Here is a 14,212-nt window from a genome sequence, read left to right on the forward strand (position 1 = left end):
CCCGTTTCGGCCGTACGGCGCCGGATGAGGGGTCAGTAGGGGCGCCGGCCCGGAGCGGTCAGCAGGGGCGCCGGCCCGGACGTCCGTAGCCGCGCAGCAGGACGACGGCGCCGGCGGTGGCCAGGGCCGGGAGCAGCGCGAAGCCGGCCAGCATGCCGAGTTCGGCGCTCGCGCTCTGCTCGGCGGCGCGGCCGGTGCCGGAGGAGACGTAGCCGGAGAGCTGGAGCACGAGGCCGTAGAGGAAGGGACCGAGGGCGACGCCGAGCCCCTCGCCGGTGGTGAACAGACCGGACAGGACGCCGGCCTGGCGGCGCTCGGTGCGGGCGGAGTCACGGGCGATGCAGTCCGGCAGCATCGCGTACAGGAAGAGCAGCTGGCCCGCGTGGCCGGTGCCCGCGAGCGCCATGGTGGCGAGCACCGCCGCCGGGGGCAGCAGCGGGGCGGCGAGGAAGAGCAGGCAGCCGGTGGCGAAGAGGGCGGAGGCGAAGGCGTGTCCGCGGCGGCCGCGCAGCCGTGACCAGAGCGGGAGGGTCAGCAGGTTGGGGGCGACGAACGCGGCCACCATCGGGCCGACCCCGGCGGAGTCGTGCAGCACGTGGTCGGCGAAGTACGGCGCGCCCGCGAGAAGGACCCCCGTCGCCACGGACTGGACGACCACGCACCGCAGCAGCGCCGTGAAGGAGGGGTTGCCGCGGGCGGCCGCGAACTGGCGGCGCAGGCTGGCCTCGCTCTCCAGGACGGGGCCGGAAGGGCCGGCGCCGGAGGTGCCGGCGAACACCCAGAGCGTGCCGAGGGCGATGACCGCCGCGCCGAACACGCCGACCCAGCGGTGCCCGGCGAGGCCGCCGCCACCGGCGTCGACGAGGGCGGGCGCGGCGGCGCCGGTGACGAGGGCCGCCACCCCGATGACCGCGACCCGCCCGCCGACCAGCCGCATCCGGTCCTGGTCGCGGTCGGCGAGCTCGGCGGGCATGGCGACGTACGGCACCTGGAAGAAGGCGAACGCGGTGGCGGTGAGCAGGTAGCCGGCCGCGGTGAACCAGGCGCCGGCGCTGCCCGGCAGCGGGCCCGCGAAGGTCAGCGCGAAGGCCAGGGCCATCACGAGGCCGCCGCCGAGGACGTACGGGCGGCGGGCGCCCCAGCGGGTACGGGTGCGGTCGCTGGCCCGCCCGACCAGCGGGTTGAGCAGCGCGTCCCACGCCTTGGGCACGAAGACGATCGCGCCGGCCAGCGCGGCGCCCACGCCCAGGGTGTCCGTGAGGTACGGGAGCAGGAGCAGGCCGGGGAGGGTGGTGAAGGTACCGGTGACGAGGGAGCCGGAGGCGTAGCCGAACCGGAGCCGGGCGGACAGAGCGGCCGGCGGCCGGTTCGGCGGTCCCGAGGGGGCGGGCGGGGCGTCCGGTACGGCGCGGGGGGTGCGCGCGGACCCTGTGGTGGCCATCGGGGGCTCCCTTCCGGGATCGGGGAGAGCGACGGTGCGAAGGCCCCGCCCGAAGGGGTGGGGGACGTCCCGGGGGGCGGGGCCTCGGCACGAACAGTGCGCCCCGCCGCATGGAGGTCACTAAAACCCAGGCGCCTTCAGGGTCTCGGGCACGGCCGTGCCCTCGGCGAGAAGGGCTGCTACTCCTGCGGCGGCTCCTGGCGGCGGCATTGCCACCGCTTCCAGGCGATGGCGACGCCGGCTGCCACTGCGCTGCCGAGGATCTGCGACGGCATGTTGGTGAGGAGTCCTTCGAGGGCGAGGTTCAGCAACTCGTGCATGTCAACTTCCCCTAAGCAGTGGTGACTTGCTCGGTGAGACCAGGGTGCACGAGGCGGTGACCCGCCAGGACGCATGGAGACGGACGGCTACGGATTCCCACGAACCCGAACGTAGAACGAAGCAATCCGACGGCTGCGTACGAGGTGAGATGCTGGTGGATGGTTCTGGACGGTTCTGGACGCAGGGGGCGCGTTATGGGGAAGCCGGGTCTGTTCAAGAGGCCGGAGTTGCCAGAGGGGCCGCTGAAGGCTCTGAACGATGCGCTGCACACACTCCACCTCTGGGCGGGGCGGCCGTCCCTGAGTGTGATGCTCCGGGCCATGGATGCGTCGACACGGGCCTCGCGAAGCACGCTCCATGCCGCGTTCACCAGCCCGGTACTGCCGAGCCGGGACGTCTTGGACTCACTTGTCGAGGTCTTGGGCGCGCGTGCCCGCAGAACCACTCCAGAGGAGCAGATCGATCGATTCGATGCCCTGTGGCAGGCGGCGGCGGTGGACGAGATCGTCGAACTCGTCGCAGACGTGCCGTCGCTCCCCGTGGAGCTTCAGGAGTCCGTGGCGGAGGCCGTGCGGGGCGGGCTTGAGTATTGGAAGTTGCCAGGAATGTTGCCTGAGGGGCTCATCGTGCCCCCACAGCCCACCGTGCGGCCTGGGCACGGAAGTGAGTCGCGCGTCCTCCGAGAGCACCTTTGGGCATCGAGCCCCGACACCGTCGCTGACGTTCTCGTCCTCTTGAGGGACATTCGGGCGAGCGAGCAGGACGAGCCGCAAAGGGGAGGGGAATTGGTACTGGCCAAACTGATGCTGGATCAGGGCCTCTTGAAGGACTTCTCCGGGATCATGGAGAACTTCCGGGACCACCGCGATTCTCTCGCCACGATCCGCTTGGACCCCTCCGACGTCGGGAGTGCGAAGACAGCAGGCCAAGACGACCAGGCTCTCCACGCATACCGCGTCTCGCCATGGGAGCGCGACGCCATGCCGCCCCCAGGCCAAGCCGGCCACGGAGGACATCCGCTCGCTTGACGCAACCCCTCCATCGCGGATCCGGATGACGCGATGCGTCCGGGCGGCGGGCCGCCCGCAGGCCTGCGCGGTGTACCGCTCCTCCACCACATGACGTGGTCGTCCCTGCGGGATGCCGGGAGCCCCGGCCGTCGGTGCTTTGTGCGCGGTGGCCGGGGCTCCGGTGTGTTCGGGTCGGGTGGTCAGCCCTGGGTGAAGTAGCCGAGGAGGTCGGCGATGACGTGGTTGCTGCCGCCCCAGCTGTTCCAGATCGCGATACGGCCGCCGGCGGCGGGCGTGGTGACGTGGTTGGGGACGGTGACACCGGGCCGGGTGTTGAGGCTGCTGGCCTCGGGGCGGGCGGTGCCGTCGGCGTGGGCGGTGAGGAAGCCGGCGCCGACGGTGTCGGTGGCGGTGATGTTGACGACGGCGCCGAGGGCGTTCGCGGGGATGCCCGCAACCGTGGTGGTGGCGCCGGGGGCCATCTTGCCGGTGGTGCGGGTGTCGGCAAGGCGGGTCGGCACGACCGGGGTGAAGAGGGCCTTGCCGTCCTTGGCGTAGTAGCCGACGGCGTCGAGGATCAGGTCGGTGGCACCGGCGTTGTTGTAGAAGGTGACGGTCCCGTCCGCGCCGACGGGGACGATGGCCTGGTTGGACTTGTCGACGCCGGGCTCGGGGTTGAGGTTCGACGTCGCGGTGCGCTTGGCCGGGTCCGGGTAGGCGATGACGTGGGTGTTCTGGGTGGTACCGGTGCTGGTGAGGTTGAACGCGACGGCGGTGGCATCGGCCGGGATGCCGTTGACGCCTGCGACCTTGACGGTCCGGGTCTGCCCGCCGCCGAGCTTCCCGCCGGTGGTACGGGTGTCCAGGACGCGGGTCGGGGTCTGCGGCGTGAACCGCCGGCCGATGTTCGGCTGGTAGTAGCCGACGAAGTCGACGATGAGGGCGGCCTTGCCCGCGTTGAGCTGGGCGAGGATCTTCCCGTCGGCGCCGACGGGCACGGTGACGGTGTTGGAGGCGGTGCCGCCGGCCTTGACGTTGACGTTGGACGTGATCGGGCGGGGCTGGCCGGAGGGCCAGACGCTGAGGTGGGTGTCCTCGGAGGCGTCGGTGACGGTCACGTTGAGGACGACCGCGGCCATGCTGCCCGACTGGGGGTGCTTCGGGTCGGCGATGCCCACGGGCAGGGTGATCGGGGTGGCACTGCCGGCCTGGAGCGAGCCGCCCTCGCGGGTGTCGAGCACTCGGAACGGCTCGACCGCCGCGTAGCCGGAGGGGGCGTAGTCGACGCGGACGTTCCGGCTCACCGTGTTCACGGCGCCCTTCTTGTCCCCGAGGGTGAACGTCACCTTGTAGTCGCCGGGCTGGGCGTAGGTGTGCGCGTAGGCACGGTCCATGTGGTCGCTGTGCGCGTACGTACCGTCGCCGAAGTCCACGTCGACGCGCTGCACCGGCCACGGTGCCGCGGTGGCGGGCCGGGGGTCGAACTCGTAGGTCAGCGGGCGGGTGTAGCCGATCGGGTTGTCGGAGGTCGGCAGGACCGCCTGGGTGGTGAAGCCCGCGGTCAGCGGGCCGGGCGCCGTCGCCCTGGTGGTGGTCTCGCCGGTGGCCCGCACACCGACGCCGGTGACCGCGGTCACCTTGACGGTGCACTCGCAGGGCTTCGCGTAGACGTGCTGGGCGGTGCGGTCCTTGGTGGTGACCGGCGCCGTGCCGTCACCGAAGTCGTAGGTGTAGGTCAGCCCGCCCCACCTGCTGTCGGTGATGGCCTTGGCCGTGACCGTGGTGCCGACCGGGGCCCAGTTCTCCTCGATCTCGACCGAGGCCGTGGACAGCGAGTCCTGGGTCTCCCGGTTGCCGCGGTCGATGTACCCGCCGTTCTTCCCGGTGTTGGGCTGGCGCGGGTCGTCGGCGGTCGGGAAGTCACGCTCGTCGGTGGGCAGGACGCCCGGAGCCGTCGGGTCCCCGGAGTCGATGATGGGCGAGCCGTCGTTCCCGTCGACCACCCACATCGCGGACGGGACCAGGATGTCGTGCTCACCCTGGCCGGTCGCCGCCTTGAGCGCGGCGGCGGTCTCGTAGGTGGTACCAGCCCACTTGTACGCCGTCAGCCAGCTGGTCTCGCCGTCGACCAGCAGGTTGGAGTCGGCGCGGGTCCCGGAGGCCGCGCTCGGCGCCACCTCGATGCCGGTGACCGGGGCGCCGTCCGGGCACGGGCGGGTCATCCGGTACGCGTAGACCACATTGTTGAACAGAGCCGATCCGGTGGAGGTACCGGTGACCGAGGCGGATGCGAAGCAGTCGTTGACCAGCCTGTTGTTGGTGATGACGGTGCCGGGCGCGTCCTGCGCGGCGACCGGCGGTCCGTCGACGCCCACCAGTTCGTTGCGGCCGAGCAGCGTGCGCTGGGAGCCGCCCTCGATACGGACGTCGGTCGCGTGGCTGCGAGTGAGGCGCACATCCGTGCTCGCGCCGCCGATCACGACGCCGGGCACGTGGCCGCCAGAGGTCCTCAGCCGGTCCAGCTCGATGTCGGCGGACCCGGAGACCCTGACGGTGTTGGGCCGGAGCCCTCGGACCACCAGGTGCGAAGCACCGTTGACGGTGAGCGACTTGACGGAGATCGCGGGCTGGCGGTCGGCGAGCTCGGCGTCGAAGACGATCGGCTTGCCCGGCGTGCCGGAGCGGTCGAGATCCAAGGCCTCGGGGTAGACGCCCATCCCGATCTTCACGGTCTGCCCCGGTCCGGCCACCTTGGCGGCCGCCGAGATGGTGCAGTACGGGACCGCCTGCGAGCCGGGTCCGGAGTCGGTGCAGTTCGACCCCTCCCGGCTGTTCACGTAGAGGGTGGAAGGGGTTTCGGCCGCGGTGGCGGCCGGTGTCCCGAGAAAGGTGACGAGACCCGCGGTGAGCAGGACGGTCGCACGAGTGGGGCGCAACGGAAGGCATCCTTCGAGCAGAAAACGGCGTGGGTCGCCACGGGCAGTGCGGTGCGGTGCGGTGCATCACGACACCGGATGGCGCCAGTTCCCCCCGGCGGCCATCGGACACTCGGACCCGTAGCGGCAGGGATCATCATCCACTTTCGGCCAGCCGCTGTCACGCCGATTGCCGACTCTTTTTGAGCGCGTTCAATGATTCCTCTGCCGCCGGGCCCCGCAGGGAGCCGGGAGCCCGGGGGCGGGACGAGTTCCTGCCATGCACCTTGCTGACACCGGCGCCGGGTGGCTGCCCGCTCCACCACGGCTCCACCATGGCTGCAGAGAAGGAGAGGGACATGACAGTCGACAACGGCACGACCTCGCCCCCCACCATCCATGGACACGCGACCGCGGGCACCCAGCACCTGATCCACCGTCCGCCCACCCGGGCGTACTACGCCCTGGACGCACCCAGCCTGGGTGAGGAGCACTTCACCCTCGTCGGCGCGACTCCCGTCACTCACCCGCTCTTCAACGACGGCCCGGGGCACTTCCACGACCTGCAGATCGCCACCGAGACGGTGCGCGAGATCGGCGAGTTCGTCGGGCACCGCTACTTCGGCGTGCCGGACGACCGGCCCGGCCTCTTCTACCGCTTCACCCTCGACTTCACCGACCTCTCCGCCTGGCGCACGGACGCGGGCGCCGCCGGCCCCGTCCCGCTGGCCACCCACATCACGGCCCGCCCGGCGAACGTGGTGGCCGAGGTCCCGCGCGGTCTCGACTTCCACCTCCAGGTCACCATCGACGGCCGCCCGTGCGCGACCGGCGCCGCCGGCCTGGTCTTCCTCATGCCGAAGCTGTACCGCAAGCACGTGGAGCACTCCCGGCAGGCCCTGCAGGCCGCGCCCGAGCTCGACGACGCCCCGGACGGCCCGCTGCGCCCGGTCGACTCCGCCGAGGCGGGCCGCTACGCCCCCGAGAACATCGTGATCAGCGAGCCGACCGACGTCTCGCGCGGCCGGCTCAGCACCTGGCTGCTCGCCACCCGGGTCAGCCCCGTGTTCACCGGCGAGGACGGCCAGTACTCCGGTCTGCACCTGATGGAGGCCCTGCGCCAGACCTCGCTGCTCGCCTCGGGCCGCGCGCACGGCCTCAACCCCGCGCGCAGCACGCTGGGCGCCTGCCAGGTGCACTTCCGCGGGCCGGCGGAGCGCGATCTGCCGCTGCGGTGCGTGGCGGTGGCCGGGCCGCTGGGGCGCGACGACGAGGGGCGGCCGACCGTTCCCGTCACGCTCACCCTGACGCAGCGCCGCCGGGCCGTCGCCGAGGCCCGTACCTCCGTGGTGCAGGACTACTGAGCACCATGCGCTTCGGGATTCTGGGCCCGCTGGAGATCGCCGGCGGTACGGGCCCCACGGACGCCGGCCAGACGACCTCGTACGCCCCGCAGGCCGCCAAACTGCGGGTCGTCCTCGGCACGTTGCTGGTCCGGGCGAACGAGGTCGTGTCGGTGGAGAGCCTCATCGACGAGCTCTGGCCGGACGCGCCGCCGCGCACCGCGACGACGACGCTCCAGGTGTACGTCTCCCACCTGCGCAAGACCCTGCAGAGCGCCGACCCGGAGAACGGCCGGGAGGCGCTGGTCACCCGCCGGCCGGGCTATCTGCTGCGGGTCGGCGCGGACGCGGTCGACAGCACGGCCTTCGAGGAGCTGTCCCGGCGCGGCCACCAGGCCCTGCAGGACGCCGACTTCGCCGCCGCGGCCGAGCTGCAGCGGCGGGCGCTCGCGCTGTGGCGGGGACCGGTGCTGTCGGACACCCCGCACGGTCCCGTACTGGAGGGCGCGGCCGTGCGCCTGGCCGAGGCGCGCACGACGGCGCTCGACGAGCGCATCCGGGCCGAGCTCCACCTCGGGCTGCACCGTGAACTCGTCGCCGAACTCCAGGAGCTGGTCGCCGAACACCGGATGCACGAGGAGTTCCACACCCATCTGATGGTGGCGCTGTACCGGTGCGGGCGGCAGGCCGAGGCCTTACGGGTGTTCGCGCTGCTGCGCGAGACCCTGGTCGAGGAGCTCGGGATCGAGCCGGGTCCGGCGTCGAGCCGGCTCCAGCGGCGCATCCTGGAGGGCGACCCCGCGCTGTCGCGGTCCGGGGCCGGGGCGAGGGCCAGGACGGCGGCCGGGACGGGTCCGGGGGGCGGGACGAAGACGAAGGGGGCGGGCGCCGGCGCGGCGCCGGCCGGACCGGGACTGGCCACGCACCACGACGACGGCGCGGCCGGGGCCGAAGCCGCGTACGGGGAACGGGCGCCGGGCACCGGCGAGGGGATCGACGCGGGCAGCCGGTCCGCGGCGGTCGGCGCGCCGCTGCCCGCCGCCGACCCCTGTTTCACCGCCCGGACCGACGAACTCACCGCACTGGAGCGGATGTTGCGCAGCGCCCCGGCGGGCGGCTGCGTCGCCGTCACGGGCATGCCGGGCGCCGGCAAGACGGCCCTGGCCGTCGAGGCCGCGCACCGGGTCGCGGACGCCTTCCCCGACGGCCGGATCTTCATGGACCTGCGGGACGGCGCCGGCACGCCGTCGGGCGGGCCGCAGGCGGAGCGGGCGCAGGCCCTGGACCGGCTGCTGCGCGGGTCCGGCGGACCCGCCGGCCCGGCGGACGGCCCTTCGGCGGCCCCCCGGGTGCTGCTGGTCCTGGACGGCGTCACCTCCGAGACCCAGGTGCGGCCCCTGCTGCCCGCGCTGCGGGGCGCCGTGGTGCTGCTCACCGCGCGCCGCGTGCCCGCCGGGCTCCCCGGACTGCGGTCCGTGGTGCTCGGACCGTGGCGTCCCGAGGAGACCAGGCGGCTCGTCGGGCTGTTCACCGGGCGCGCCGGTACCCGCGCGCTGACGCGCGGCGGCACTCCCGTCCTCGATCCCGGCCCCGGCCCCGATCCGGGCACGGTCGCCGAGATCGCCGAACTGTGCGGGCGGCTGCCGCTCGCCGTGCGGACCGCCGTCGCGCAGCTCGCGGCCCGGCCGCACTGGTCGCCCGCCACCCTGGCGGAGCGGCTGCGGGAGGAGGGCGGCCGCCTGGACGCGCTGCGGAGCGGGGACGTGGACGTACGGGCCCGCCTGCTGGAGGCGTACGCGGCGTGCCCCGACGAGCAGCGGCGGGCCTTCCGGCTGCTGTCCCTGCTGCCCCCGGGCCGGTTCGGCGCCGTGCAGGCCGCCGCCGCGCTGGACGTGACCGGGCCGCAGGCCTCGGTGGCTCTGGAGGCCCTGGCCGACGAGCGGCTGGTGGCGGTGGACCGGGACGGCTGGCACCTTCCGGAGCTGCTGCGGCTGCTTGCGGTGGAACGGCTGGCCCTGGAGGAGGAGCCCGGGGCGGTGCGTGCGGGGGCCGAGCGGGTGTGCCGTGCGTACGTCGACGCCGCGGAGCCCGGTCACGTACCGGACGCCGGTGCGCGCGCGCTCGTACGCCTGGCCAGGACCGCGTACGAGGCCGGACTGTGGGCGCTGACCGTGCAGCTGACGGACGCCCTCGCCGGCGCGTGGGTGCAGGACGAGGGCGAGGCCGCCTACACGCTGGCCCTGGACGCCGCCGAGCGGTGCGCGGACCGGCCGGCCCAGGCGCGGATGCTGCGCTCGCTCGGCGATCTCGCCTGGCAGTACCGGCGCGTGGAGCGGGCCCACGAGCTGTTCTCCGGGGCGCTGGCCCTCGCCCGGGCCGCGGACGACGAGGAGGAGGCGGCGCGCGCCCTGGTGGGACTGGCCGAACTGCGCCTGGACGCCGGCGAGTCGGCGCAGGCGGCCGCCCTGCTGGAGCCCGCCCTCGCCGCCCTGTCGGCGCCCGGCCGCACGCGGGGCCGGTACGAGGCGAGCCGCGCGCGGGCGCTGCTGGCGCTGGCGCAGGACGGGCCGGAGACCGCCCGGGCCTGGTTCGGCGAGTGCCTGGAGCTGGCGGGCGCGCTGCGCGACCACCGGCTGGAGGTGTACGCGTTGCGCTCGCTGCGCGCGCTGAGCAGCCCGTCCGGGCCGGGCGCGGACTCCGGCTCCGGCTCCGGTTCCGGCCCCGGCCCCGCGGCGACGCGTGCCGTGGAGATCCGGCCGGGGCTCTGGCGGATCCATCCGGCCGGGGTCCGCACATGAGCGGGCCGCGGGAGTCGGCGGGACACCTCCTGGGTCCGGTGACGGAGCTCGTCGGCCGCGAGCTCGAAGTCGCCGCGCTGCGGGGGCGGTTGCGGGACCCGGCGGTGCGGCTGGTGACGGTGACCGGGCGGGCCGGGGTGGGCAAGAGCCGGCTGGCCGTGGAGGTCGTACGGGAGGTCGGCAGGGAGATCGACGGAGAGAGCGGCGGAGAGAGCGGCGGGGGGTTCACCCGGGTGGAGCACCTGGACCCCGCGGTAGCGCGCCCGGACCTGCCGGAGCCGCACGACCCGGCCAACCCGCACGACCCGGCCGGCCCGGCTGGCCCGGCCCACCGGATCCTGGTGGTGCTCGACGGCTGTGACCACGAGGCGCGCCCGTCCGCCGCCGCCGCCGCGGAGGCCCTCGCCGGTGATCCGCGGGTGGTGGTGCTGGCCACCGCCGTGGAGCCGCTCGGCGTGTACGGGGAGCAGCTGCTGCCGCTGGCGCCGCTGCCCGTACCGGGGCCCCGGCGGGGACCGGCCGGCGGCCCCGCCGATCCGCACGAGGTGCAGGAGGCGGCCTCGGTCGCGCTGTTCGTGCGCCGGGCCCGGGACGCCGACCCCTCCTTCGCCCTCACCCTGGAGAACGCCGGGGCCGTCGCCGAGATCTGCACGCTGCTGGGCGGCCTCCCGCTGGCCGTCGAACTCGCCGCGCGGCGGCTGCGGTTGTTCCCCGCGCACCTGCTGCCCGGGCGACTGCGCAGCCGTACGACCATGCTGTCCGGCGGCCCGGCGAACGCGCCCGAACGGCACCGCTCGCTCGCCGCGCTCGCCGAGTGGAGCTGCCGCGGCCTGGACGAGGGCGCCCGCGCGCTGCTGGGCCGGCTCTCGGTGTACGAGCCGGGCTTCGGCCTGGCGGCGGCCGGGCTGTCGGCCGAGGCCGCCGTCGAGCCCCTGCTGGACCGCGGGCTGCTCGCCGTGGTGGGCGAGGAGCAGGGGGAGCTGCGACTGTCCGTGCCCGAGCCCGTACGGTCCCACTGCCGGGCCGAGTTGGTGGATTCGGGCGGCGAGGGCGCGGCGCTGGACGCGCACGCGGAGCGCTACCGGCTGCTGGTCACCACCGCGCTGCCGGGCCTGCGGGGCACCGAACAGGACCGGCTGCTGCGCGAGTTGGCTGCCGAGGGCGCCAACGTGAGCGGAGCCCTGCGGCGGCTGCGCGAGCGCGGCGACAGCGAGACCGCGGCCGCCCTGGTGCTCGGCTGCCGCCTCCCGTGGCTGGCGCAGGGGCGGCTGCGGGAGGGACTGGAGTGGTGCGACGACACCGCCGAGGCGGGCGGGTCGGCGCTGCCGGAGGCCGTACGGGCCCGGCTCGCCGACGCGTCCGGCGTGTTCGCGCTCGCCCTGGGCGATCCGCAGGAAGCGGTCCGCCGCCACCGGCACGCGCTGGCCCTGGGCAAGGGCGTCGGCGACCGCCGGCAGAACGCGCTCGTCTCCGCCCGGCTCGGCGCGGCCCTGCTGCGGGCCGGCGATCCGGCGGGCGCGCGGGCCGTCCTGGTGACCGCCCTCAACGCACTGGAGTCGATGGGCGTCACCGGGGGCGCGGCCGAGGCGGCGGGCTCGCTCGCCGCCGTCCTGCGCGGCGAGGGTGACCGGCGCAAGGCGCAGGAGCTGCTGGACCGGTCCGTGGAGACGTACCGCCGGATCCGCGACGGGCGGGGGCTCGCGGGCGCCCTGCGGACCGCGGCCGCGCTCGCCCTCGAGGGCGACGAGCCGGACGGGGCGGACCGGGCGCTGCGGGAGAGCCTGCGGCTGTACGGGGCCTTCGGCGAGCGCACCGAACTGCCGGGAGCGCTGGAGGAGTTCTCCCTGCTGCTGCTCCGCACCGCGCCCGCCCAGCAGCCGCGTGCGGTACGGCTGCTGGCGGCGGCCGACGCCCTGCGCGCCGAGACGGGCGCGCGGGTGCCGGACGAGTGGCGGTCCGCGGCCGAGCGGGCCCGTACGGAGTTGAGCGCGCGGCTCGGCTGGACCGACTTCGCCGTGGCCTGGGCGGAGGGGGTCCGGATGCCCGTGCCCGCGGCGGTGGCGGAGGCCCTTTCGGCGCCCGCGCCCTCGCGGCGCGCCGCGGCCGGGACAGCCCCCGAGGCGCAGTCGCTCACCCCGCGGCAGGTCCAGGTGGCGTTGCTGGTCTCCGAAGGCATGACGAATCGTCAGATAGCGGCCAAGCTGAGCATCTCCGAGTGGACCGTCGTCAATCACGTCCGGCACGTGATGCGCCGCCTCGGATGCAGTTCGCGCGTGCAGGTGGCCGGGGCGGTGGGCCGATGGGCCTGACCGGCCCCGCCGCGCGCGCCGCGGCGGGCACGCGCCCCGGGCCCACGCCGACGCGCCCGCTGGACCTGACCCCGCCCGCCGAGGTCGCGGAGCGGTTCCGGGCCGCCGGCTGGTGGCGCCCGCAGACCTTCCTCGACGACCTGTACCGTACGGCCGCCCGCGCGCCCGGGCGCCCCGCCCTCGTCTCGGAGCGCGCGCACCGGCCCGCCGGCCTGCGCCGGGTCACCCTCGGCTACGCCCAACTCGCCCGCTACGTCGACCGGTTCGCCGGCGCCCTGACCTCGCTCGGGGTCGCCCCGGGCGATCCGGTCGCCTTCCAGCTGCCCAACTGGTGGGAGGCCGCGGCCCTCACCCTCGCCTGTCTGCGGGTCGGCGCGGTCGCCGTGCCTGTACTGCCGACGGTACGGACCCACGGGCTGCACCGGATCCTGGACGGCACCCGGGCGAGGATCTGCGTGGTGCCGGACGTCTGGGAGGGCTTCGCGCACGCCGAGGCCCTCGCGGACCTCGCCGGGAGGCTGCCGTGGCTGCGCCACCGGGTCGTCCTCGGGGACGCGGCGGCGACCGGAGCGGTCGATTTCACCGCGTACTTCCAGCGCACCGCCCACGAGCGCACCGAGGCGGGCCTGCGCGGCCGGCCGCGCGGCGGGCAGGCCGACCGGCCCGCACTGCTGATCAGCGTCATGGGCCTGCGGGACGCATACACCTCGGTGCTGCACTCCCCCAACACCCTGTACGCCAACATCTCGGCCCAGAGCGGGCCCGACGGCCCGGGGCGGCGGCCAGGCGAGGTCTTCCTCAGCACGCTGCCGCTCACCTCGCTGGCCTCGCTGCTCTACACCGTGTGCTGGCCGCTGGCGGTCGGCGGGACGGGGGTCCTCCAGGACGTGTGGGATCCGGGCCGGTGCCTGGACCTGATGGCCACGGCCGGGGTCGACCAGGTCTACGCGGAGCCGGCCTACCTGTCCGAGCTGGTCACCGCGCAGCGCCGGCGCCCCCGGGAGACGGACCGGCTGCGGCTGGTGCTGTCGGGGGGCCGCACCAGCACCCCGGCGCCGCTCGCCGCCGAGCTCCGCGAGGTGTTCGGCGTACCGGTGCTCTCCGTGTGGGGGGCGCCCGAACTCGGCATGGGCGCGCTCTCCGGGGACACCGCGGGGGGCGGTGACGGCGTCCACGGTGACGGAGTCCACCCGCTGCGGGGGCTGGAGGTGTCGGCCGCGGACGCGACGTCGCCGCTGGAGGTGCGCGGCCCGTCGGTCTGCCTGGCCACCTGGCGCCACGGCGCCCCGGCGCCGGTGGCCACCTGGGAGCGGGCGGACGGCTGGCTCGACACGGGTGACCTGGCGACCGCCGACCGGCACGGCGGGATACGGGTCCTGGCCCGGGCCGGCACCCGGACCGGCGCCATCTTCATGGTCCCGGTCGCCGAGGTGGAGGAACAGCTGCTGGCCCACCCCCGGGTGCGCGAGGCGGCGGTCGTCGCCTACACCGACCCCGAGCACGGGGAACTGCCTTGCGCCGTCGTGGTCCCGACCGCCCTGGACCGGCCGCCGGGACCGGCCGAACTGCGCGAGCACCTCGTCGCGCTGGGCGTCGCGGAGGCCTTCCTGCCGACGCGGCTGGAGATCGTCGGCGCACTGCCGCGCGACGAGGGGGGCCGGATCCGCCGCGGCGCCCTCCGAACCTGGCTGACCCGCCTCCACCCGGGCACCCCCCGCCCGACGCCGACCTGACGGTTCGGCTGCGGTTGGCTGCGCCGCTCGGGCCGGATCGGAGGGGGCCGGTTGTGCCGGGGCCGGGCGCCGGTTGGCTGCGCCGCTCGGGCGGGATGCTGCGGGGGCCGGTTGTGCCGGGGCCGGGCGCCGGTTGGCTGCGCCGCTCGGGCGTGCGGTGGGGGCCGGTTGTGACGGGGCCGGGCGCGCGCCGGGGTGTCTCCTCGGACGTCGAACGTGTCGGGAGGTCGGGGAGCTCGGCGGCAGTGCGTTCGACGCCCTGCGGGGATCACCCCGACACACACCCGACCCCGCCCCAACCGGCCCGCTTCGGCCGCACCAAATCCAGCCCCTCCGGCGATT

The 14,212-nt window shown here is 75.1% G+C and carries 8 protein-coding genes; 5 read left to right on the forward strand and 3 right to left on the reverse strand.

What is annotated here, in order from left to right; all coding sequences use genetic code 11:
- Positions 1–58 precede the first annotated feature (58 nt).
- Both AB0D29_RS25360 and AB0D29_RS25365 read right to left on the reverse strand, forming a co-directional pair.
- Positions 59–1,441, reverse strand: a complete 1,383-nt coding sequence (locus AB0D29_RS25360; protein WP_362857299.1) for an MFS transporter — start codon at positions 1,439–1,441, stop codon at positions 59–61.
- Positions 1,442–1,620: 179 nt separating this feature from the next.
- Positions 1,621–1,761 carry a hypothetical protein gene (locus tag AB0D29_RS25365; protein ID WP_362857301.1) on the reverse strand — a complete coding sequence of 47 codons (141 nt, stop codon included), beginning with the start codon at positions 1,759–1,761 and terminating at the stop codon, positions 1,621–1,623.
- Between the two features lie 195 nt (positions 1,762–1,956).
- Between AB0D29_RS25365 and AB0D29_RS25370 the strand changes: the two genes are divergently transcribed.
- The gene (locus AB0D29_RS25370; protein ID WP_362857303.1) at positions 1,957–2,790 is read left to right on the forward strand and encodes a hypothetical protein; all 834 of its coding nucleotides are present in this window, start codon (positions 1,957–1,959) and stop codon (positions 2,788–2,790) included.
- A gap of 182 nt (positions 2,791–2,972) precedes the next feature.
- On the opposite strand, the gene AB0D29_RS25375 is transcribed toward AB0D29_RS25370, so the two are convergent.
- A complete protein-coding gene (locus AB0D29_RS25375) occupies positions 2,973–5,708 on the reverse strand; it encodes a PKD domain-containing protein (protein WP_362857305.1) in 2,736 nt (911 codons plus the stop codon).
- A gap of 338 nt (positions 5,709–6,046) precedes the next feature.
- Between AB0D29_RS25375 and AB0D29_RS25380 the strand changes: the two genes are divergently transcribed.
- From AB0D29_RS25380 to AB0D29_RS25395, 4 genes are read left to right on the forward strand one after another with little or no spacing between them, the layout of a single operon-like run.
- A complete protein-coding gene (locus tag AB0D29_RS25380; RefSeq protein ID WP_362857307.1) occupies positions 6,047–7,051 on the forward strand; it encodes an AfsA-related hotdog domain-containing protein in 1,005 nt (334 codons plus the stop codon).
- 5 nt (positions 7,052–7,056) lie between these two features.
- Positions 7,057–9,828, forward strand: coding sequence for a BTAD domain-containing putative transcriptional regulator (locus AB0D29_RS25385; protein ID WP_362857309.1), 2,772 nt, complete (start codon positions 7,057–7,059; stop codon positions 9,826–9,828).
- Positions 9,825–12,137, forward strand: a complete 2,313-nt coding sequence (locus AB0D29_RS25390) for a LuxR C-terminal-related transcriptional regulator (protein WP_362857311.1) — start codon at positions 9,825–9,827, stop codon at positions 12,135–12,137. The genes AB0D29_RS25385 and AB0D29_RS25390 overlap by 4 nt, the downstream gene beginning before the upstream one ends.
- On the forward strand, positions 12,128–13,870 hold the full coding sequence (locus AB0D29_RS25395; RefSeq protein ID WP_362857313.1) for an AMP-binding protein: 1,743 nt from the start codon (positions 12,128–12,130) through the stop codon (positions 13,868–13,870). Before AB0D29_RS25390 ends, AB0D29_RS25395 begins: the two co-directional genes overlap by 10 nt.
- Positions 13,871–14,212 lie beyond the last annotated feature (342 nt).

Source organism: Streptomyces sp. NPDC048424 (assembly GCF_040651555.1).
Lineage (GTDB): Bacteria > Actinomycetota > Actinomycetes > Streptomycetales > Streptomycetaceae > Streptomyces.

What these genes read in the sequence shown, in the direction of transcription:
- AB0D29_RS25360 (WP_362857299.1), bottom strand. Translation starts at nt 1,441, where the DNA reads ATGGCCACCACAGGGTCCGCGCGCACCCCCCGCGCCGTACCGGACGCC.
- AB0D29_RS25365 (WP_362857301.1), bottom strand. Translation starts at nt 1,761, where the DNA reads ATGCACGAGTTGCTGAACCTCGCCCTCGAAGGACTCCTCACCAACATG.
- AB0D29_RS25370 (WP_362857303.1), top strand. Translation starts at nt 1,957, where the DNA reads ATGGGGAAGCCGGGTCTGTTCAAGAGGCCGGAGTTGCCAGAGGGGCCG.
- AB0D29_RS25380 (WP_362857307.1), top strand. Translation starts at nt 6,047, where the DNA reads ATGACAGTCGACAACGGCACGACCTCGCCCCCCACCATCCATGGACAC.
- AB0D29_RS25385 (WP_362857309.1), top strand. Translation starts at nt 7,057, where the DNA reads ATGCGCTTCGGGATTCTGGGCCCGCTGGAGATCGCCGGCGGTACGGGC.
- AB0D29_RS25390 (WP_362857311.1), top strand. Translation starts at nt 9,825, where the DNA reads ATGAGCGGGCCGCGGGAGTCGGCGGGACACCTCCTGGGTCCGGTGACG.
- AB0D29_RS25395 (WP_362857313.1), top strand. Translation starts at nt 12,128, where the DNA reads ATGGGCCTGACCGGCCCCGCCGCGCGCGCCGCGGCGGGCACGCGCCCC.